Source organism: Enterococcus sp. DIV1444a (assembly GCF_051712125.1).
Classification (GTDB): domain Bacteria; phylum Bacillota; class Bacilli; order Lactobacillales; family Enterococcaceae; genus Enterococcus; species Enterococcus faecalis.
Genome location: NZ_JBIOOG010000001.1, coordinates 1,867,384 through 1,890,352 on the forward strand (window position 1 = coordinate 1,867,384; position 22,969 = coordinate 1,890,352).

At 36.4% G+C, this 22,969-nt stretch carries 20 protein-coding genes; 1 reads left to right on the forward strand and 19 read right to left on the reverse strand.

All coding sequences use genetic code 11. The features are described 5' to 3' along the window. Positions 1-14: 14 nt before the first annotated feature. From IGI87_RS09060 to IGI87_RS09095, 8 genes are all read right to left on the reverse strand, one after another. Positions 15-842 (reverse strand): glycosyltransferase, encoded by an 828-nt coding sequence (locus IGI87_RS09060; protein WP_421503429.1) that lies wholly within the window; start codon positions 840-842, stop codon positions 15-17. 10 nt (positions 843-852) lie between these two features. Further along, positions 853-2,250 carry a sugar transferase gene (locus IGI87_RS09065; RefSeq protein WP_033600742.1) on the reverse strand — a complete coding sequence of 466 codons (1,398 nt, stop codon included), beginning with the start codon at positions 2,248-2,250 and terminating at the stop codon, positions 853-855. 105 nt (positions 2,251-2,355) lie between these two features. Next, on the reverse strand, positions 2,356-3,648 hold the full coding sequence (locus IGI87_RS09070) for an EpaQ family protein (protein ID WP_438736748.1): 1,293 nt from the start codon (positions 3,646-3,648) through the stop codon (positions 2,356-2,358). Between the two features lie 28 nt (positions 3,649-3,676). Continuing rightward, positions 3,677-5,680, reverse strand: a complete 2,004-nt coding sequence (locus tag IGI87_RS09075; RefSeq protein WP_242365972.1) for a YfhO family protein — start codon at positions 5,678-5,680, stop codon at positions 3,677-3,679. Next, complete coding sequence (locus tag IGI87_RS09080) at positions 5,681-7,822, reverse strand: glycosyltransferase family 2 protein (RefSeq protein ID WP_438736751.1); 2,142 nt, start codon at positions 7,820-7,822, stop codon at positions 5,681-5,683. It abuts the gene before it with no gap. An 11-nt stretch (positions 7,823-7,833) separates the two neighbouring features. Beyond that, positions 7,834-10,977: a glycosyltransferase gene (locus IGI87_RS09085; RefSeq protein WP_438736753.1), complete on the reverse strand. Its 3,144-nt coding sequence runs from the start codon at positions 10,975-10,977 to the stop codon at positions 7,834-7,836. After that, entirely contained in the window at positions 10,967-12,184 is a 1,218-nt protein-coding gene (locus tag IGI87_RS09090; protein ID WP_438736755.1) for an ABC transporter ATP-binding protein, read from the reverse strand. The genes IGI87_RS09085 and IGI87_RS09090 overlap by 11 nt, the downstream gene beginning before the upstream one ends. A gap of 12 nt (positions 12,185-12,196) precedes the next feature. Next, positions 12,197-12,991: an ABC transporter permease gene (locus IGI87_RS09095; RefSeq protein ID WP_192384268.1), complete on the reverse strand. Its 795-nt coding sequence runs from the start codon at positions 12,989-12,991 to the stop codon at positions 12,197-12,199. A gap of 247 nt (positions 12,992-13,238) precedes the next feature. Here IGI87_RS09095 and IGI87_RS09100 point away from each other — a divergent pair, with 247 nt between their 5' ends. Continuing rightward, the gene (locus IGI87_RS09100; RefSeq protein WP_002356899.1) at positions 13,239-13,580 is read left to right on the forward strand and encodes an EamA family transporter; all 342 of its coding nucleotides are present in this window, start codon (positions 13,239-13,241) and stop codon (positions 13,578-13,580) included. 73 nt (positions 13,581-13,653) lie between these two features. Here IGI87_RS09100 and IGI87_RS09105 read toward each other — a convergent pair whose 3' ends face one another. The 11 genes from IGI87_RS09105 to IGI87_RS09155 form a co-directional block, all read right to left on the reverse strand. Continuing rightward, a complete protein-coding gene (locus IGI87_RS09105; protein WP_438736758.1) occupies positions 13,654-14,004 on the reverse strand; it encodes a DUF2304 domain-containing protein in 351 nt (116 codons plus the stop codon). Next, positions 14,004-14,729, reverse strand: a complete 726-nt coding sequence (locus IGI87_RS09110; RefSeq protein WP_438736760.1) for a glycosyltransferase family 2 protein — start codon at positions 14,727-14,729, stop codon at positions 14,004-14,006. The genes IGI87_RS09105 and IGI87_RS09110 overlap by 1 nt, the downstream gene beginning before the upstream one ends. Positions 14,730-14,787: 58 nt before the next feature. After that, entirely contained in the window at positions 14,788-15,630 is an 843-nt protein-coding gene (gene rfbD, locus IGI87_RS09115) for a dTDP-4-dehydrorhamnose reductase (protein ID WP_438736762.1), read from the reverse strand. A 90-nt stretch (positions 15,631-15,720) separates the two neighbouring features. Next, on the reverse strand, positions 15,721-16,749 hold the full coding sequence (rfbB, locus tag IGI87_RS09120) for a dTDP-glucose 4,6-dehydratase (protein ID WP_438736764.1): 1,029 nt from the start codon (positions 16,747-16,749) through the stop codon (positions 15,721-15,723). Between the two features lie 24 nt (positions 16,750-16,773). After that, a complete protein-coding gene (gene rfbC / locus IGI87_RS09125; RefSeq protein WP_104853726.1) occupies positions 16,774-17,346 on the reverse strand; it encodes a dTDP-4-dehydrorhamnose 3,5-epimerase in 573 nt (190 codons plus the stop codon). A 12-nt stretch (positions 17,347-17,358) separates the two neighbouring features. Next, complete coding sequence (gene rfbA, locus IGI87_RS09130; RefSeq protein WP_104853725.1) at positions 17,359-18,225, reverse strand: glucose-1-phosphate thymidylyltransferase RfbA; 867 nt, start codon at positions 18,223-18,225, stop codon at positions 17,359-17,361. 121 nt (positions 18,226-18,346) lie between these two features. After that, on the reverse strand, positions 18,347-19,060 hold the full coding sequence (locus tag IGI87_RS09135) for a glycosyltransferase family 2 protein (protein WP_438736766.1): 714 nt from the start codon (positions 19,058-19,060) through the stop codon (positions 18,347-18,349). Between the two features lie 3 nt (positions 19,061-19,063). Beyond that, a complete protein-coding gene (locus tag IGI87_RS09140; protein WP_070416117.1) occupies positions 19,064-19,891 on the reverse strand; it encodes a glycosyltransferase in 828 nt (275 codons plus the stop codon). After that, positions 19,891-20,679, reverse strand: a complete 789-nt coding sequence (locus IGI87_RS09145; protein ID WP_002359892.1) for a glycosyltransferase family 2 protein — start codon at positions 20,677-20,679, stop codon at positions 19,891-19,893. The genes IGI87_RS09140 and IGI87_RS09145 overlap by 1 nt, the downstream gene beginning before the upstream one ends. Before the next feature lie 121 nt (positions 20,680-20,800). After that, entirely contained in the window at positions 20,801-21,937 is a 1,137-nt protein-coding gene (locus IGI87_RS09150) for an MraY family glycosyltransferase (protein ID WP_002366956.1), read from the reverse strand. Positions 21,938-22,047: 110 nt separating this feature from the next. Next, complete coding sequence (locus tag IGI87_RS09155; protein ID WP_002383768.1) at positions 22,048-22,956, reverse strand: YihY/virulence factor BrkB family protein; 909 nt, start codon at positions 22,954-22,956, stop codon at positions 22,048-22,050. Positions 22,957-22,969 lie beyond the last annotated feature (13 nt).

The following is a 22,969-nucleotide window of genomic DNA, read 5'->3' on the forward strand; positions in this document are numbered from 1 at the left end:
TCTCTCCTTGAATATTATTTATTTCTCAACCTTTTTTGATAAATCACTCCACGTATACCATTAGGAAGTAAACTAATAATTGAATGTACTGCAGAAACAAATATAAAATCAGAAAAAGATCCTAAACCTTCCCGATATATTACTTTACGCGCTTTTAATCCTGGTACTAGGTATTTAATCCCGCCACGCCTAGAATACATATCTTTTCCGCCTCTAGCATAAACCAAAATCTTATTTATATTTGCCGCTTTTTTATCTTGTTTCAACAGCCTTATCCAAAGATAATAATCTTCAAACCCCTTCAAAGGTTTATAGTTACCAACCTGAATAATATCCTCTTTTTTATACATAACTGTCATATGATTAAAGGGATTTCTTCTTTTCGAAAAGCGGCGAATTTCCTCGTTACTTTGTGGTACTATACGTCTTCCCAAAATATTGGTAACATTCCCCTCAAATTCTATAATATTACCACCAACAATCGCTAAACTTGGGTTTTCTTTAAATAATTTATACTGAACTTCCAATCTGTCCTCTACCATAATATCGTCTGTGTCCATTCTTGCAATTAACTCATTTCGGCAATTTAAAACTCCCTCTGCCAACGCTATACCTAATCCTTTATTTTCTGATAACGAGTAAAGACTTAGTTGATTGCCTAATTTTCGTTTATATTCATCAATAACTTCATCTAGTTCTAACGTTAAAGGGCCATCTTTTACTAAAAAAATTTCTTCAGGTTGAATAGTTTGTCTTAAAATACTCTCCATTGTGTCAATTAAATACTCTGGTTTTTCATTTTTGTAAATTGACATTAGAATACTTATAGGCACAGTCTCCACAATAAAATCCTCATTTCAATAACTTTATATTTCGTTCTTTTAAATAAGAACAAGTAATCGTTTCACGTTCTTCAGACTCATCCAATCCTCTTGATGATACTTTATCAAAGAGAATTTTGATGGTTTGAAGCAAAATTTTCATATCCAACAGTAATGAATAATTCTTGATGTACAGTAAATCAAAGTTCAATTTACTATTGTAGTCAGAAGCATACTTCCCATAAACTTGGGCATAGCCAGTAATCCCCGCACGTACATTGTGACGTAAATAGTAATTCGGGTTTTCCTGATTAAATTGATTAACAAAGAATGGTCGTTCAGGACGTGGTCCGACAATGGACATATCCCCGCGAATAACATTGATTAGTTGTGGCAATTCATCAATACGTAAAGCGCGCAAGTATTTACCAACTGTAGTGACGCGACTGTCGTTACTTGTAGATAAGACTGGGCCTGATTTTGCTTCCGCTGTTGCCGACATCGTTCTAAATTTTAAAATCGAGAACTCACGTTGATCTAATGTAATCCGAGTTTGTTTGTAAATCACTGGTCCCGGTGAGGTTGCTTTGACTAAAATTGCTGCAATAAGCATTAAGGGGGAGGTAATCACAAATAGGCAAACAGAGACTAAAATATCGAATAAACGTTTAATAAAATTCTCTTCTGGTTGAATTTCAAAATTTGAGACTTCGATAATACTTTCATCTTCAAAGTTCATCATGTTTGGTTTTAACATAATTAGATTTTCAAAACTTGTATCTAAAAAGATTTTTTTCTTGTGTTTGACAATTAATTGATACAATTTTACTTTTTCGTTCTCATCAACATTACTTGAAATATAAACAATATCGATTTCATCGATAATTTTTTTTAAGTTTTCATAGTAATTGCTGACAACAACGCTCGTTACTTTATGCTTGTTATTTTTATCAGACATAAAGTTTTGAATTGACCGCATGACTTGATTTTCTTTACCTAGTAAAACAACTTTTCGCTCATTGCTGACCTTTAAGTAAAGATAATAAACAAGAATTCTCCAAAGACTTAGAACAATAATTCCGATTATAAAGGAATATCCTAAAACAGAACGCGGGAACGTAAACCAACGTCCGGCAAATGTCACAATCATAATCGTTAAAGTCATTAAAATTTGACCAATCACCGTGACAAAAATGATGTCACTAATTTTGCGATTATAAAAAATATACGCACCTAACAACAAATTCAAAAAGATAAAAAAGATTGAAATGTAAATTGCAGATTTTTCATAAGCCACAAAGTTAAATGAAGGAATTTCTCGGCCAAATTTCACCATAAACCCTAAGATGATTGATAAATTATAGAGCAAAACGTCTGCTAAAATAATTACAATTCGTCTTGCATTACTCCATTCACTTTTTGATGTCATTAAAAACTTCCTCTCTTCACTTCCAGTAATTACATTATTTGTAATAACATGCAACCCCTATATTACCATAATGTCAGCGGACAAGAAAGTTCTATAGGATGAAAATTATCTGCGATGTCTTTGGACACGACTTAATTCTTCAGAATGGTCCCAGCCCTCTTCGTCAACAGGTGCCTCTTCATTGCTAACAGGACTTGTTTGTTTCACTCGTTTTCTTCTTTTAGGTATCGTTGGTCTTTCATGTCTTCCTCGTTTTTTCTCTGGCCGGAAGTAGAAGGCTAGCCCAAGGAAACTATAAACAATCGGCATCCAATGAGGCGCTAATAAAATATCTTCCATAAATGAATGAATCCAGATTAAAAGGAAGCCTAAAAGTAAACTAACTTGCAAACGATCCAATGTTTTTTTGCGGAAACCAATCAATAAAATCATACTGCCTAAAAAACCAAATAAAATCAGATAGCCAATGACACCAAAGTTACTTAACGTAAATAGAAAAGCATTATGTGTCCCCAGCGGTTTCCATGAGGCCACAAAAGGCTCCATACCGACTTTAATATGTTGAGGATCAGATAACCATTTAGCAAAAAACTCATGCCAAATTCGTTCTCTTCCTGTAAATAAATCAACAGTATCTGTTTCCGCACATAAGTAAAATAACAACGGTCCCAATGCAGCTACTCCGACAAAACCAAACAGCCAAACTTTCGAACGTTGCAAGAAACGTTTTGGTAAAAGATTATCCACCAGAATAAAACCAACTAAAATGGCAAAAGAGGTTTTTGATTGACTGACCCATGTACCTAAAACACCACCAATGTATACAGGTAAAAGTAGCAGGTTAAAAACTTTATTTCTATATGCTTTGATCAAACTGCTGGCCATCATCGTTGAAAACATCAACGTTGCACCAATCGTATTGGTATTAATCCAAATACTTTCTAGTTTATTTGATTCTTTAAAAATTTCGTCTGCTGGAATCAACTGAGGCAACTCCACGGACATCCGATACAAAGTCGCACTCAAAGCAACTAAAGAGACAATTAATAAAAGCGTTTGATCCAAACGATCAAAGACACAAACTTTAAAACAAAGAACCAACAAAATAATTAAAGGAATCATTGTATCTGTTTGCATTGTGCTATGACGGATTGATTCCGTAAAGTGAAACAAGAGCCAGGTGGCTAGTGCCAGCGCTACGGTCAGCCAGTCAATAAATTTTAATTTCGTACAATTTAATAGCAGTACAAGTATTACTGCTATTAATAATAAAATTGAACTATTGGCATACATATATTTTGTGACTGGCGCGTCAATTCCTACGACCCACATCGTATACGAGCCGATCATTGTTAATAATAAAATAAGTCGACCGATTCTATTCAATACTTTTCCCATATTCAAACCTCATTCCATGAATGAATCACTAGTCGTTTATTCGATAAATATATGCCCCATTCTGATCAGGTCCATATAATTTTTCAAAATGAATCGTTGGTGTGTCTAACGGTTCTAATGGTTTATAAACGACCGCATATTTAATCCCATATTCTTTTAATTTTTCTGGAGATAAACGAGCAATAATCGCATCTTTTTGCATCAACTCTAAAACAGGTGTCTGATTTCCTACTTCAACATTGATATGCGCATAGCGATTATAAATAAATGTGTCTTTTCCTTTTGGATCTAATGGTTTCCAAGCCTCTAAGTCAGGTGTAAAAGCAACACCGTTAAATGTATGCACGCCTAACATTGGCAAATAACCATACATCAAGCGTTCGCCCACCCACAATTGGTTGGGGTCTTTTTTGTTAATTTCTTCCACTTCTACTGCTAATTTTTTTCCATAGACAGCAGAAACACCTCGAGAAATTGGATTAACAAAGGCACCAGAAACCATAATGATCCCTAATAAGACAAGGACAAATAACGTGCGCCAACGTTTAAATAAAGCAACAATTAAAACGGTAGCGACAACCAAGACACCGATGATGTCCATTCGTGTAACATATAACCGTAAATTACCCGTATATAAAACAAAGAAATACAGAACAACATTTAATCCTAGCGCTCCTAACCAGCCCATCATCGGAATTTTTGCTTGACGATTCCATAAATAATCGATGAACCATAAACTCAACAACACAGCGGCAAACCCAAAGGATAACATCGCCCGTTGTTCTGGCACATAAGACCACAATGTGACCTTAGCAAAAATTGTTGGAAATTGAACGCTCATCCAAACTAAGTTAAATAAACAATACACGAATAAGACAAAACCGTAAATGTTTTCTTTGATTTTTTTATAAAAAATAAATGGTGAGAGCGGCAAAATAACAAAAAATAATTGATAAAAACTACTGATTTCCGAATTATTGGAATACGGAACATCTTGAAACGGCATTTTCCAGTTTGTTAAAAATAACAAAATATCACGTTTGGGCATATCGCCACCTAAACTCACCCGTTTTCCTGGATAAGCGGTATCCATTACTGCTTTTAAGGAATCCAACGAGCCATATAGCGAGCCGCCAACAATAATCGCCGTCATCAAGAGTGCCCCACCTATCAGGACCCCATCCCACTTATCCAACTTAATTTTTTTACGAAATTCTAAAAAGAATAAAATCAAAAATAATAAAATCAAATAACCAAGTGGTACTTGTAGCGCAGGATAAATCACTAAAACAAATCCTGAGGCCATAATAACAGCCGTTATCGCACAAATAACGCGACGTCGAACACTACTATGATAATAGAAATAATTATAAATTCCCACTAAAAAACCTAAGCCAAAAAATACTAAATCTCCGACTGGCGAGACAAACCACCATTGAAGGGCCGAAGAAAACGGAATCCAAACACTTGCTAACAAAGCTAAATATTTATTCCGCCGTGTGACGATCAAGCCAATTTCAAAAGAGAATAAAATTAAGCCAATTAATTTAAGATTCCAATACCAAGATAAGCCATATTCTTTACCTAGCAGCACGTAGCCCCACGTAAAAGGTTTCGCTAACGTGGCCAAATTCCACGCTGGCGAATTATAGCCTACCACCATGTCTTGCCCATTTAACGTAATCACATCATTATGTGTTTTCAAACCTGTTTGTGTTTGCGAGAGGCTAAATGGGGTTTGAACGAGCCATTCATCCGAGCGAACACCTCTTGGTTCACCAGCAATTAATGAACTTTTTTGACCATCTGCATATTCAGAAACATACGCATCCCACATGTTTAATGAACTACCATGGACTTTCAAGGCGACCAGTAAAATAAAAATGACTGCCGCTAGCAGATAGCGCCAGCGTAACAAATGATCAACCAAGCGAGCGCTCTGCTCAGCTTGGTTGCGTAATGGTTGTTTTTCTTTTCTTGTAGTTAGTTGTTGTTCCATCTTTTCGCTCCATTTCGTCATCCGCAATTGCATCTAGTCAATTCGTAATGAAAAGTTGGGAATATCCCTTGTCAGATTAGGATTATAAAATGGATCATTTTCAATTAAAGGTCCCCATTTTTCTTCCATCATCACTTTTTCTTGTTCAAAACGTTTTTTCTTTTTGCCTTTATCATCATATCCACGAGTTTGAGATTCAAAATGATAAAGCTCTGCTTCATGAAGCCAAACATTGTCACGTCCTAAAGCTTGGACTTTCAGGCATAAATCAACATCATTGAAAGCTACGGTAAACGCTTCTTCAAAACCACCAACTGCATCAAAATCTGCTTTTTTCATAAGTAAGCATGCGGCAGTTACTGCTGAATAATTAACATTAATAGCTAACCGACCAAAATAGCCTAAGTCACCATGGGGATAACCATAATGACCATGCCCAGCGACGCCACCTAGTCCTAAAATAACGCCTGCGTGTTGGACCGTATTATTTGGATACAATAATTTCGCACCTACACAGCCAATCCGTTCTTGCTGAGCAAATGAAACCATCAAAGTTAACCAATTCTCTGTAATCACTTCAGTATCATTATTTAAAAATAACAAATACTCTCCGTGCGCTTTTTTCGCTGCACGATTGTTAATAGTTGAGAAATTGAATGGAATATCGATTGCTTCAACGAAAAAGCGGCCAGGCAATTGTTGTTCAAATTCTGCATACAATTCGTGCATTTTTGGATCTGTACTTCCATTGTCAGCCATAATAATCTCGTAATTTTGGTAAGTTGTTTTTTCAATAATCGATGAAACACAACGTTGTACGTCTTTATAGCCATTTTTAGTTGGAATAATAATTGAGACTAACTTTTCAGATTCAATGTCATAATAAACATCGTATAAGCCATTCGCCGCCCCATGCGTTGCATGACCATTAATACCTCGACGAACGAGCGCATCTTGCACGGCTCTTAGCCCCGCTTCAAAAGCATAACCTTTTGAGCCCTGATCTACTGCTGTTGAGGTTGGCAGCATCCGCCAATAGTAAAGAACTTTTGGAATATGTTTGATGCGTTCTTTTGTCGTTTTTTCAGTAAATCTTAAGACTAAATCGTAGTCTTGAGAACCTTCGTAACCTTTTCGAAAGCCGCCAATTTCTTCTAGAATACTCCGACGATACACGCCTAAATGCGAAATGTAATTGGTTCCTAAAAGTAAATCAGGTGACCAATCTGGTTTAAAGGCTGGATCAGAACGATTTCCATCCATGTCAATCTTATCTTCATCACTATAAATTAAATCCAGTTCTGGGTTTTCATTCAGCACTTTAACCACTTCATAAAAAGCATTGATCGCTAATTCATCATCGTTGTCTAGTAAGGCGACAAATTCTCCGGTAGCAATCACTAAAGCAGAGTTGGTTGCTTCGGAAATATGACCATTTTGTTCACGAAAGACGACCCGAATTCGCTCATCCAATTGTTGGTACTCTGTTAAAATCTTTTTGACATTAGGATCTGTTGAGGCGTCATCGGCCATACATAATTCCCAGTTAGTATAGACTTGATTCAAAATAGAATCAATGCACAACCGAAGCCATTTTTCTTCAACATTATACACTGGCATCGCAATGGAAATTTTAGGTTGGTAATGAAACGTTGCGATTTCTTGCGTCATCGCTTCTATGTCTAGTACTTCATTTCTAGCTAACCAGTTAGGATACGAAGCTTGATTTCTTAGTTTCTCAATTTTCGCTCGTTGAATGGTATGAGAAATACCATTTTTAGCCATATATTTAAATCCTTTTTTGGCTTTTATCCAAAGACGAGTCACTTTATCTTCTGTCCCTGGAATCACTGGATATTTTTTATTCAAGGGAAAATCCACCGTTACAACATGTGCTGATGATTGAAAATGAAAAGGGAGTACTTTTTTTTGTTTAATTCCTTCAAGTGTAACAACAAAGCCAGCTTCAATCGCAGGCTCTGTTTGATAAATTTGATTAACATCTTCACGTAAAACGCGCTGAATGTTATAAGCGGACACTTGGTTTTCATTATTAATTGTGAAAGTTGGGCTTTCTTTAGTGATTGTATCCAACGCCCAACCTGTAATGGTTAAATTATTTGTTGTTTTGTCGCGATAGATACTATCAAAGATCACCTTAATGTCTTCATTCATGTGCATTCTCCTTATAGATGTTTCGGATTTCGGTAGGGATCAGCTAAAGTTTCCGCGGTCCATTTTTCCGCAAGTTCTTTATAAGATCCTTTTTTATCATGGTTTTGCATTTTTTCGTCTGCTTTTAAAATTGCATAGGACACATATACATTTCGTTTACCAACGCTAGCAAATTGTAACGATAAATCGACACCCATCCACTCTTTTCCTAAGCTTTCGTTAATTCCTTCTAAATTTAGGTAAAGTTGCTTGTTGAATAGTAAGCAGTCTTCAGTTGCTGCTTGAATATTTCTTGGTAAAGCAATTCTGTAATAGTAACCTAAGCTTTTACCAGGGGTGCCTTTTTCAGGATAAAGTAATCGACCTTTGTCTGTATCAACTGATACTCCCACCGTTTCCACGCGATAGCGTGCATCAACTACGCGGCCAGTCACTAAACCAGAGGTCTCTTGTTGACCAATGTTCATTAACTCTTTTAACCAATCATTTTTCGTTGGTACCAATCCAGCATTTAATAAAGCCACATATTCTCCCTTAGCAGCTTGAATCATGCCATGACGAGTTTCTGTTGAAACATAACGAAGACGGTCATTTTGGATATTTATTTGATTCTCGAAGCGTGCAGGCAATAGAATTTCATAATTTGTATAGGCAGTTTTTTCTAATAATTGACGTAAGTAACTACTCATATTCTCTGTATCATTCGTAATAATCAATGATACCATCGGCACATGATCATAAAGATAGTTAATTTTATAGGAACCATAAAATTCGGCAATCTCTACTTGTGCTTTTAAGCCACGGCGTTCCGTTGCCGCTTGGACCGCTTTTTGACCAGCTACATAGGCATAACCTTTGCTTTCAGGGTTTAGAGCAGTCGATGATTCAATGGCACGCCAATGATACATCATACCAGGAATATGCTTGATTTTCGTTGCTTGTTCCGTTGCTCGTAATACGAAATCATAGTCTTGAGCGCCGTTATATGCTGAGTTCAATCCGCCTACTTTTTCTAATAAATCACGTTTCACAACAACAAAGTGTGTAATGTAATTATGATTTAAAATCAATTCTGGATTCCAGTCCGATTTGTAAAACGCGTTGAAGCGACGACCATTTTCTGTAATTTTATCTTCATCAGTATAAAGAAAATCAATCGTTGGGTCTGTGTTTAAAGCTTTGACCACTTCATATAATGCTTGTGGCGCTAATTCATCATCGTTATCCATGAAACCAACAAAATCGCCAGTAGCAATCGACAAAGCTGAGTTAGTTGCTTCTGAAATATGTCCGTTTTCTTCGCGATAAATAACTTTAATCCGTTGATCTAGTTCTTTATATTTTTCTAGCATGGGCTTAATGTGTTCGCTTGGCGATGCATCATCTGCTAAACATAACTCCCAGTTTTCATAGTACTGATTTTGTAAAGAAGAGACGCACGCTGCAAGCCATTTTTCTTCGACATTATAAACAGGCACAGCGACAGAAATTTTAGGCTGAAATTGGAACGTTTTGATTTCCGCTAAAACTGCCTCCACGTCAACAGGGGCTTCTGCTTTTTCTTGTCGTTTAAAGTACCACTTCACAGAGCCCATCAAACCACGTGTTTGAATCGAACGCCATGCTCGATCAAATTTCGTACCTGGTTGAACCATGTTTGGACGCTCCACCATGTATTGAACCTTCTGTCCTGATTTGGTGTCAATGTTTAACGTGTAGGCTGGTAAATCTTCTGGATCTTTAATCGTAATGACAAACCCATAATCTTGATCGCCTTCTAATTCGAACATATCGATAACATCACGACGATATTCTGTTTCCACCGTATAAGTGACTGATTCACTGGCTTCTGCAATGCCGAATCTTAGCGGATAATTTGTTTGTTTGTCATACGCCCACCCTCTAATAACAGAAACGTTATTTTCTACATCGCGAGCAATATCATCAATGGTCAAATTAATCATTTTATCAAATTTAGTTAATGTGATTCGTTTATATTTTCCAGTAGGCATAGGGGCAGTCTCCGTCTGTTTATTCATTTCTTCTAAAAATTGATTTCTTTCATCTAACAATGCATGAATAAAGGTATTTTCACGTTCTGAATAGTTGCCTTCAAAGAAATAATCAATGGCTACCGTCAGGTCTTTGCCTGCTATTTGGGCATCGGTTACTTCAATTACAGGTACTTGCGTATCTAAGAAATAATAGATATTCTCTTGTACCAGAAAAGCATTTGTTGCTGCGACTGGGACTGTCTCGCCATCTATCGTCATGGATAATTTGATAATTGTCCCCGTTAAACTTGGGAATAATTTTATCAGTTGGGCGTCTTCTGGTATCTTCAGTTGGAACTGTTTTGTTTCAGGATTTTGTAGATCAACTGGTTGATCCAACTCGGTTTCTTTTTCTTCGCCACAATTAATCAAAATATGAACATTTTTTTCATTGTATGAATTTATCGGTGTTACTCGCTCTGGCTCTTCTACTGGTTCAGCAGTCAAAGCAAAAAAGTACTGATACACTTCGCCAAAGGGACGCGCTTTAAAAGCTGCTTGTACTTCTACAGGTAACTCTTCATACGTCGTAGGAATTTCGTTGTAGCCCACTTGATTAAATGTAAAATCTTCTTTGGCAATGTATAATCCAACTTCTGCAAAAACTTTTTCAAATCCTTCTTGTAAATAGAATGATTTATGCGTAGCATCCAACAGCCCAGTTTCATTCCAGGTTAAACGATTATTAAATAAATTAATTAAGACCGAATTATGTGCCAAATTAGGGAAAGTGATTAAGATTTGACCGCCTGGTTTTAAAAATGGTTTGACTTTTGCTAAGGCGCTTTGAGGATTCATTAAATGTTCCAACACATCCGCAAAAACGATATAATCAAACGTCTTACCAGCAAAGTATTCGACCCAATCATTTTCATCAATATTGCCATAAAAGGCATCTGTTGAAAATTGACTGACATGATCATAAAGTTCTTTGTCTAATTCAACAATTGAGACCTGGCACTTTTTTTCTTCCATCAAATAGCTAGTCATCCGCCCATTCCCTGGACCGAATTCCAAAACATCACTATTTTCTTTGATTTGTGCTACGATTTTCCCAACACTGGTACTCTCGTCTGTTTCCATTTCAAAATCATACTTCATCTTTTGTCGTATCCTTCCATTTATGATCTAAGATGACAATTCCTTCTCCGGCATAACGACCGGTAATAAACATCGTCACGTATTTTGTTTTGTAGACTAATGGGACTGTTGCATGTTCCTCAAAGAAAGCAATATCAAAATAATATTCACCTGTTAATAATGACATTTTTTCATATTCTAAATAAAAAACATTCCGTCCTTTTTTCCAAGGAATTTGCACGTCATCTAACAACGTATTTAAGCCACAGACATAATGATTGTCCACTGTTCGAATAGCGACCCCACAAACAGGCTTCTTAATTTGGTCGTTTTTGACAGTATATTCAATTTTTACAATCACTTTTTCATCTTGTGTTACCATTTCTAATGGTTCATAATCCGCGTTTAAAAGTTCCGCATGATCCACTTCAATAATATCTGGCGTTGGAGTTTCATCCTTCATGGTCGCTTCGCGGTCAACTGTTTTAATTGATTTCTTTTTCAAAAAGTTTTCGTAATTGGTAGTCACATCCATCGTATCACCATATTCAACGACTTTCCCGTGTTGCAACCAAAAAGTTCTGTCACAAAAACGACGGATGGAGTTTACATCGTGAGAAACAAATAAAATTGTTTTACCAGAATTTTTAATTTCTGTAAATTTTTCCATACATTTTAATTGAAATTCTAAATCCCCGACAGCCAACGCTTCGTCGACAATTAAAATATCTGGATCCACGTTAATGGCTACCGCAAAAGCCAAGCGGACAAACATACCACTAGAGTACGTTTTAACTGGTTGATACAAATGATCGCCGATGTCAGCAAAATCAATGACATCTTGGACACGCTCTTCCATCTCTTCTCGGGAAAAACCTAGGACCATTCCGTTTAAGAAAATATTTTCATATCCTGAATATTCAGGGTTAAAACCTGAACCTAATTCAAGCAACGCTGAAATTTTACCATTAATGACCATTGACCCGGAGGTTGGTGTTAGCACTCCAGTAATAATTTTTAACATGGTTGATTTTCCAGAGCCATTTTCACCGACAAAACCAATCATCTCGCCTTTTTTAATTTGCATCGTGACATCGTCTAATGCATAAAACAAATCGTGGTAGGATTTTTGGGTTGGACTAAGCGCTTCTTTAAACCGATCGGACGGTTTTTTATACATGTTGTATGTTTTGGTAATATGTTGGATATCAATTGCATATTCTGACATGTCGTTCTCTCCTTATAGTACATCTGAAAAATGTGGTTTTAAGCGTCTAAACACGGTTGAGCCAATTAATAGTAAAACAATAGTAACTCCCCAGAAATATAAGCTATATTGCCAATGTTCCCAGAACCATGCACCGCCTAAATAAGATTCGCGGTATCCTTGAACAATATAATATAATGGATTGATTTTTAAGATTGTCGCAATCATTCCAGTTGGTTGCCATAAAATTGGCAATGTCCACATAACTGTTTGCATAATGATATTGATAAATTGCATAATATCAGGTAAAAATGGTTGTGTTGAAGCAGTAATCCACGTAATTGCTGTTAAAAAGACTAATAAACAAGCTAAGTAGTAAATTAATTGTAAACTGTACAGACTTGGATAATAACCGTTAGCTGTAGTAATCACAAAACCAATTAGAATGAAAAACAAGTGGGTGTACAAGTTCGATAAAATTTTAGACGTCGGTAAAATCTGTACATTAAACACGACTTTTTTAACTAAGTAACTATATTCACGAAACACATTCGTGGCTGATAATAACGAATCTGAAAAGAAGAACCAAGGCACCATCCCTGTTACTAAATAGACAATGAACGGCATATTGTTGCCAGCTCTAGAACGAAGGCCCACAGAAAAGACAAACCAATACGTCAAAACAGTTACTAATGGCGTTAAAAACGCCCAGACAATTCCTAGTGCTGAACCAGCATACTTGGCTTTAAAATCATTAAATGAAAATTGTAATAACAATTTTTTGTTCTGAAAAATATTCTTGAAAATTGAAAATGTTTCTTTAAACATATACTTATTCCTTCCGTAATAAACTATTTTTAACTAAAATTTTTGGATACAAAAATGCCATTTTAAACAACATTTCTATTTTATCGATAAACGCCTAGCTTTTCAATAGTAGACCCCTTTTTATAAAGAAAAATTTAATTGATTTCGCTATATTAAAAAATCTTGTCCAATTTTTGGGAGATTATGCTACAATAATGGAGGTCTTGCATTTTTTTGCACGGAAACTATTTTTGAGAGAAGGGAAATTATGGTTCTTTTTATTATTTACGTATTTCTGTCTTCTGCTGGTCTGGTCTTATTTAAACTAGGTTCTAGCAGTTTGAACATCCAACTCCAACAAACAATCTTTTCAATGAATATCTCACTTATTTCTTTATTAGGTTTATTTTGTTATTTAATTAGTTTTATTTTATGGATGTTAATTATTAGTCGTTCCGATGTTTCTTACATTGTTCCTTTAGGCGTTGCCTGTACAAACATTGCTATTTTAATTGCTTCAAATTTGATTCTAAAAGAGACGATCACAACGAATGCCCTTATTGGTGCTGTGGTTATTATTGTCGGTATTGTGATTATGAATCTTAAATAAAAAAGATCGCTATTCATTGAGCTGACCCTTAAATATTAGACTTTCAGGTCCAACTTTTAAGGGTCACTACACATTAGCGATCTTTTTTATTTTCTTCAGATTTCATGATAGATAATTCTTGCAATAATGTTTTGATGCGATTTTCGTGTTTTGAAATCAACACAGAATTTTTAATTTCCATAATTAAAAGGACAATCACTGCAACAGATAATAAGAAGTTTGACGTTGTTTCAAACCCCAAGGCCATTGCTAACCATTCTGCCACATGCGGGAAAATAGCAAAAATAATTAAGACAACTGAGATTAATAACCAAATCAAAGCATTTTTTAGGAGAAAAATATTTTTATTAATCCCGCGAATAATGTACAAGAAAAAACCAATCGCAAATAAAAATAAAGCTAGCCATAACACGGTTGGTAGCATTAATCTCCCTCCTTCATAAAGGCAGCAATCAGAATTGCTGAGCCGACTTCCAGCATATACTTCACAGAAGCCAAGGCACGAATCGAAGAAACACCACCAAGCCGTTCCATCATATTGACAGGTCTTTCAACAATCACAAAACGTTTTTTAATTAAGTGAACAATCGATTCTGGCTCAGGATAATTTGTCGGATAACGCTTTGCAAAAAAAGCAATCACTTTCCGATTTCCTGCTCGATAACCAGAAGTCACATCATAAATTGTTTTACCAGAAGCCATTCGAATACAAAAGGATAACAAACGAATACCAAAACGGCGCATTTTCGTACTTTGAAAAGCCGCTTCGTTTCCAGGAATGAAACGAGAGCCAATCGAAAAATCACATTTATCCTCTGCTAATGGTTCCAGTAAAACAGGTAAACTATTGATATCATGCTGACCATCGCCATCAAACTGAACCGCCACATCATACTCATTTTCTAAGGCATATTTATAGCCGGTCTGTACCGCCCCGCCAATACCTAAATTCAACACTAAATGAATGGCATTAATTTGGTTGACTTCTAAAATTTGTTTGGTTCCATCTGTCGAGCCATCATTAATTACCACATAATCCAATTCATGTTGAAAATGCGTAACTTCCTGTTTAAATGTTTCAATGGAAGCAATCGTCCGCAAAATGTTTTCTTCCTCATTGTAAGCAGGAATGATTAAAAGTACCTTCATAAAGAGAAACACCTTTCCACTTTTTCTCTAACAAAACCCCTCACTTACACAAAGCAATTTATTGTTGAACATTTTCTAACATTTGTGCTAAGGCTTCTTGCCAAGTAGGAATTTTAAAGCCTAACGCTTCTGTTTTACTTAAATCCATGACAGAATATTGTGGTCTTTGCGCCTTTTGTGGAAATTGAGTTGAATCCACTGGCAGTACTTCCACTTCAGTATCTTTTAAAATTTCTTTAGCAAACTGATACCAGCTACAGCTGTTTTCATTAGACAAATGGTAAACACCAAATGGCACTTTTTCTGCAATAACAAATGCCATAAATTCAGCTAACGTTCTTGTCCAAGTTGGACGGCCAAACTGATCGTCCACTACCGTTAGTTGGTCTCTTGTTTCCGCTAATTTTTGCATGGTAAAGACAAAGTTATGACCGTATTGGCCAAATACCCACGATGTTCGAATAATATAATAGTCGTCCAAGATTTCTTGTACCGCTTGTTCACCTAATAACTTCGTCCGACCATACTCATTTAAAGGGTTCGGTTGATCATCGGTCGCATAGACGCCTTCTTTTTTAGTTCCATCAAAAATATAATCTGTACTTACATAAACAAGCGTTGCCCCTACTGCTTTAGCAGCTTCTGCGACATGACGTGTGCCATCTACATTCACTTTTTCATCTAATTCCTTGCCTTCGTCTTCTGCTTTATCAACAGCTGTATAGGCAGCACAATGATAAATGACGCTTGGTTGAATTTCTTGCACTTTTGCCAACGTACTATCAGCATCAGTAATATCTAATTCTGTGGAATCAGTTGAGACATACTCAATTCCTTGTTCGTCTAATAGGTGACGTAATTCTGTACCCAATTGGCCATTTCCACCAGTAATTAAAATCATTTTTTTCGCTCCTTCTTGAAAAAAAGGCAGGGCAAAGTAGCTTTGTACTTTGCCATCGCCTTTCGACTTTTATCTCGCATGTCAGAAAATTTACTGACCATTTTGTGCATATTTCGCTTCAACAGCTTCTTTATCTGCACGCCACCAGTCTTCATTTTCTGTATACCACTTGATTGTTGCTGCCAAGCCTTCACGGAAATTCGTGAATTCTGGTTCCCAACCTAATTCTTCGCGTAATCTGGTTGAATCAATCGCATAACGTAAATCATGTCCTGCACGATCATTGACATGTTCATAGGCGTCAACAGGTTGTCCCATTAATTCTAAAATTAATTCCATCACTGTTTTATTGTCTTCTTCACCATCGGCTCCGATTAAATACGTTTCGCCAATTTGCCCTTTTGATAAAATTGCCCAAACAGCCGAAGAATGGTCGTTTGTATGAATCCAGTCACGAACATTTTTGCCAGCACCATAAAGTTTTGGTGTAATACCACTTAAAACATTGGTAATTTGACGAGGAATAAATTTTTCAATATGTTGATATGGACCATAGTTATTTGAACAATTTGAAATTGTTGCTTGTAAGTTGAAAGAACGAACCCACGCTTTGACTAACAAGTCAGATCCTGCTTTCGTTGAAGAATAAGGGCTTGAAGGATTGTAAGGCGTTTCGGCAGTGAATTTTTCCCCTTCGCCTTCTCCATGTCCTGGTAAATCTTCTCTTAAAGGTAAATCGCCATAAACTTCATCAGTCGATACATGGTGGTAACGGACATTATTTTTACGGCAAGCTTCAATCAATGTGTATGTCCCAATCAGATTGGTTTGAACAAATGGGAATGGGTCGTTTAATGAGTTGTCGTTATGCGATTCAGCAGCATAGTGAACGACCGCATCTGTTTCAGCGACTAAACGATTAACTAATTCAGCATCAGCAATATCTCCTACGACTAATTCCACACGATCACTCGGTAGACCTTCAAGATTTTTTTCATTTCCTGCATACGTTAACTTATCTAACACAGTTACATGAACTTCTGGATGATTCTTTACAACATAATGAACAAAATTTGAGCCGATAAAACCAGCTCCACCTGTTACGATGATTTTTTTCATAATTGAAACTCTCCTACTTTTTTCTTAAATTTCGCCATAGATAAACGGATTTTCCGCTTCAAATTCTTTTAAGGTTGGATGTTTTTGATCCTTTTCCGACGTAATCGCTTTTTCTGGCGCAATTGGCCAATCAATAGCTAACTCTGGATCGTTAAAAGCAATACCGCCGTCCGCTGCTGCATTGTAGTAATTATCACACTTGTACATAAAGTTCACGTTCGGTGTCAAGGTGACAAAGCCATGAGCAAAACCTTTTGGTACTAAAAGCTGACGGTGATTATGTTCTGATAAAATGTAGCCTTCCCATTGACCATAGGTTGGACTCCCTTTACGAATATCAACAATCACATCTAATACCGCACCAGTTACAACGCGAATTAGTTTTGTTTGCGCAGCTTCGCCTTTTTGAAAGTGCAACCCACGCAAGACACCCGCTTCTGTTGATAATGAATGATTATCTTGGACAAAGTCAAAGTCTAAACCATGTTCTGCAAATTTAGCTTTGGAATAACTTTCTGTAAAAAAGCCACGATGATCACCGAAAACATCCATTTCGATAATTTTGACATCTTGTAATTTTGTATCAATAACTTTCACGTTTCTTCGCTCCTATTCTGCTGCTAAACGTAGCAAGTATTGGCCGTAGCCATTTTTCTTCAATGGTTGTGCCAATTCTACCAATTGTTCTTTTGTAATATAGCCCATTCGATAAGCAATTTCTTCCAAACAAGCGACTTTTAAATTTTGACGTTTTTCAATTGTTTCAATAAATGTTGACGCTTCTAACAAGGATTCGTGTGTGCCTGTATCTAACCAAGCAAAGCCACGGCCCATGACCTCAACAGAAAGTTTATTTTTTTCAAGGTAGACTTTATTAACGTCTGTTATTTCTAATTCCCCACGTTCTGACGGTTTGATCCCTTTCGCAATTTCAACCACTTCATTGTCGTAAAAATACAAACCTGTCACTGCGTAATTTGACTTCGGTTGTGCTGGTTTTTCTTCAATAGAAAGTGCCCGCATCTCTTCATCAAATTCTACCACGCCGAAACGCTCTGGATCATTTACATGGTAACCAAAGACTGTTGCCCCTGACTCTTTAGAAGCCGCTCGTTGCAACATTTTTGATAAGCCGCCACCATAATAAATATTGTCCCCTAAAACTAAGCAGACACTATCATCACCAATGAAATCTTCACCAATAATAAATGCTTGCGCCAAACCATCTGGGCTTTCTTGCACCGCGTATTCGATATGAATGCCTAAATCATGGCCATCGCCGAATAAACTTTCAAAACGTGGTGTATCTTCTGGTGTAGAGATAATCAAAATTTCATTAATTCCCGCCAACATTAACGTTGACATTGGGTAATAAATCATTGGTTTGTCGTAAATTGGCATTAATTGTTTTGATGTTGCTTTTGTTAACGGATATAAGCGTGTCCCGCTTCCGCCTGCTAAAATAATTCCTTTCATGAACAATCTCCTTAAATACTTCTATTTTTAGTTTCTATAAAACCAAATATCCTTCCCTATTATCGCATTAAGCATAGGGTTTGTCATGTTTTTTACGTAAATTTTACAAATCTGTAAAAGTTTAGCGCTGTTCCTTTAAACGCTGATGTAAAGCTTTTAATAAATTCACACGCCAATTTAATTTTTGGCGGAAACTTGTTTTGGTAATAATGGGGCTGACGTTCGCTCCATGTCTTCGGTAAAGCACTAATGGTTCTTTAATGAGACCCGTTTGCTTCTTCCGTGCAGCTAATAAGCCAATCCACATATCATGCATCGGAACTTCTGGCGGAATGGGTAAAATGACGTTTTTCATCTCTTGACGAAAGGCCATACCTGCCCCAATATAGCCACTTTTTATTGCATTTCGCCAAAACCCTGGTTTGACTTTTCGAAACTTAAAATAAGAGGGATTGGTAACTTGTAAATCCGCATCAACAATTTTCAAGTCACTAATAACCACTTGGATGTCAGGGTGCGTTTCAAAATATTCTGTCACCGTCGTTACTTTATTTGGCAACCAAACATCATCTTGATCTGCTAAAAATATCACTTCGCCTTTCGTATGCGTAAGCGCAAATGCAAAATTAGCAATCACTCCTTGCCCTGGACCTTGTAACAATTGAATTTGGGGATAATTCGCTGCATACGTCCTCAAAATTTCCAACGTATGATCAGTAGAACCATCATCTGAAATAATTAGTTCATCTTCTTCACTGACTTGTAAAAGAATACTATCTAATTGTTCCGCGAGATATTTTTCTCCATTATATGTCGCAATACAAACTGAGATCATAGATTATCCTTTCATTAACTTGAGAAATTCTGCCAATGTTTGCCGCCAAATTTGGCGATTTTTGACAGTTAAAAATTGCTTACTACTGCGTAAAAATAAATGGCGTCGATGATGGGAAAACTTTTCTTGATCATATCGACGATAAAATAACGTTTCTGCTTCAATAATAGAGCGATAACGTTGAGGACTCATTGTACGATAATCTAAAACAGACAATTCTTGTTTTAGGTGGATTGGTAAGACTTCAATCTTTTTATTGGCTTGATTCAATTGATAAAAGAACCAATGATCTAAATAGTCCAAAGGAAATTCTTCCGAAAATCCTTCCAACCAGCGCAGTGTTTCTGCCGTAATGACTGTACCAGAATTGATAGCCATCAACGGTTGGTTGGCTATCCCTGCTGTTGGCTTTGCTCCTTTAAGTCCAACATATTGATCACTATATACTGGCGAAATTTGTTGTCCATTTGCTTCTACAATTGGAACATAGACTGCCACAGTCGGATCTAACGGCATGATAATCAACGTATCAAAATAAGAGGCTGGCACTTCTGTGTCTTGGTCAAGGAGCAACAATAATTCACATTGATTCGCTTGACTAAAAGCAATCGCTTCATTATAAGCGGTCGCTAGGCCTGGATTATCAGGATTATGTCGATAAGTAACATTTTGTTGTAAAAATAATGCATCTTCTTGAGGAAGTGGGCTGTTGTCATAAATAAATAAGTGCAATTCGGGATGATTTACCACTTCTTTTAATAACAAATAATTCGGCGTATCAGCCATTTTCATTTGATATAAGACGATGACTACCGCTAATCTTTGACTCATTAAAAGAACCTCCAGCCCCATTTGTTAAAAAATTTCCCCATTGATTGCATAAAGATTTTAAACAATTTCCGACTTTTATGGGCGCCCTTTTCATACATGTGAACAACCGTTTCAAAAGGCGTATAGAGAATCCGATAGCCTGCTTTGCCAAAACGTAAACATAAATCGTTGTCTTCAAAGTACATGAAGAAACGTTCATCGAACCCACCAATTTCAACGAATTTTTCACGATCAATCAACATAAAACAGCCTGAGCCCATTTTAATATCCGTTGTTTCTGTATCCGACAAATCGCGACATTCATAAATACTCAAACGTTTATCAAAAATTTTCTTTACAAATTGAAAGGGAATAAAACGTAACATATAATCGAAGACATCTAATTTTTGACGAACTAAATATTGCGTCGTGCCATCTTCATTTAACACTTTAGGGCTAACGACTGCAATGTTCTTATCTATTTTGATACGGTCTAATAGACGATCAAGCACGTCTTTAGTAACCAAAACATCGGGATTAAAAATAATTGCATACTTTGTCGAAGCATTGAATAACACTTGATTATGACCATGACCAAACCCTTGATTTTCTTCAGCGCGATGGATAGTAATAAATGGTTCATATGTTGTTAATTTTTCAAGATACGCTGTTTCAGAATGATTGTCATAGATATGAATATCATAGATACTATCAGTACCTAGTTCGGCTTTTAATTGGTCTAGTACATTAAAAATGTAACGACTATTATAAGTGACAATCGAGATTGTTACCATTTCTTGCATGCTCATTTCTCCTTACTACTGAAACATCGTCTTAAAAAAAAAGCATATGTTTCACACATATACTTTTTTAAGTTTAATGGAATTATATCATAGGTTTACGCTCTCGCAAAGCAACCTAAAGATTTCTTTACTTTCTCTTAGAGTGCTTGCCAAGTCGCTTTTTCATTTGCTCCTGACGATATTCACGATTCCCTAAAATCCGTAACAAATACATCAACGGTTGATGCCCTTCGCCAACTAGACCGATTAGTTCAATGAATAGTTCTAAGCCAATTAAACAAAAGACAATTAATAAAATTGATGCTACTGTACTTGAATAGCTGAACAATAAAGAGACAAAGGAAAAAACTAACGCTAACGCATAAATAGTCATGACCGCCCCTTTATGGGTAAAACCTAAAGATAACAAGCGGTGATGCAAATGCATTTTATCTGCTGAGGAAATGGGCTTCTTGTTCAATAGCCGTCGAATAATTGCATAAACCGTATCCGTAATTGGCACACCTAAAATCACCATTGGCGTAATTACCGTAATAAACGTAGCATTTTTCAAGCCCTGTAACGACATTACTGCAATCATAAACCCGAGGAATAACGCCCCGGTATCTCCTAGAAATATTTTAGCCGGATAAAAATTGTATGGGAAAAATCCCGCAATGCTCGCAACTAAAATAAAAATAACAATTGGAATATAGACCGTTTTAGCATGTAGGAAAAAATACCCTGTAATACCAATCGTGGTTAATCCAATAATGGATACGCCTGATGCTAAACCATCCAAACCATCAATTAAATTTACTGCATTCGTAATCGCTAAAATCCACAATAAAGTTAGTGGTAAACTAAACCAGCGTAAATCAATCATTCCAACAACTGGCAACGTCACAAAATCTATCCGAATTCCAGCAACAAAATAAATAACTAATGCTGCTAACAAAATACCGATTGTTTTTTTCATTGGAGTAATCTCTTTAATATCATCAATGAGGCCTGTCAAAACAACCATTCCACCAGCCAAAATAATCGGCCAAATATAATCTTGTGGAATAATCGAACGAAAAATCAATAAACATGAACTAGCAAAAGCAATGTAGATTGCAAGTCCTCCTGCTGTAGGCATATTTTTGGTATTGATTCGTCGCTCTCCTGGTGCATCATAGGCGCCAATCCGAAACGCTAGAAGCTTAACAAGTGGTGTTAATAGCAAAGATAAGATAAATGTCATAAATAAACGTATCAAAACTTCATAAATAAATAGTGACATAGTCGAACCCACTTTCTTCTCGTTCAGGGTATATTATACCGTAAACTGAAGCATTTACAAGCTGAAACATGTGTTCTGGCAACGGTTTAGACTTTTTTAAAGAAATCCATTTATTTTTTCTTTTTAAACCATCTAAACAAGCGTTGTTCAAAACTTGGTTGTTTTTTTTCTTTATCTCCAGATAAGTATTCATCAACGACAGCGTTGACAATTGCTCCTAAAATAATAATCGTGGCAGCAAAATTCAACCATAACATCAAGATGATAAAACTCCCGATGATTTGATAACTTGCGATTCTAGAACTAAAATATTTTACGTACAAACCAAAAATTTGTGATAATAGCATCCAACCGACTGTCGAAAAAATAGCCCCTGGCAAAATAGAACGTAACGATAATTTCCGATTAGGAACGACCGCATAAATCAAACACATAATCACTAATAAAACAACGGTCGTTAACGGCCATTTTAACGCTTGGAAAGTATCGATCACAGATGTTGAGTAATGGAAAATTGGTTGCAGTAATTCAATAATGTACTGACCCAGACCTAAAATTACTACTACACCAACAATCGCTACCATAAATAACAAAATAACTAAAAATGAGACCACTCTTACGAGAATAAAGTTTTTCCTTTGTTCGACACCAAAGGCTTTATTCATCGCGTTTTGTAGTGCATTAATACTTTGGCTGGCACTCCAAAATGCCGCTAAAGCGGAAACAGAAAGTAAACCACCTGAACGCTGAGTCAACAGCGAACGAATCGCTGGCTCTAAGTTCTTGTAAACATCTTTGGGAATGGCCTCCGCAATATAAGGTAACACAGAATTAGGGTCAATTCTTAAATAAGGTAAAACATTACCTACCGCAATCAGTAATGGAAACAGCGAAAGTAATAAATAATAGGCAACAACCACTGAGCTGTTGCCTATTTCGGCTGTGACCATGTGACTTTGCGTTGTCTCAATAAAACGCATCAAAGATTGATTCTTTTTGATGTTGTCGAGAAACTTCATCACACACGCTCCT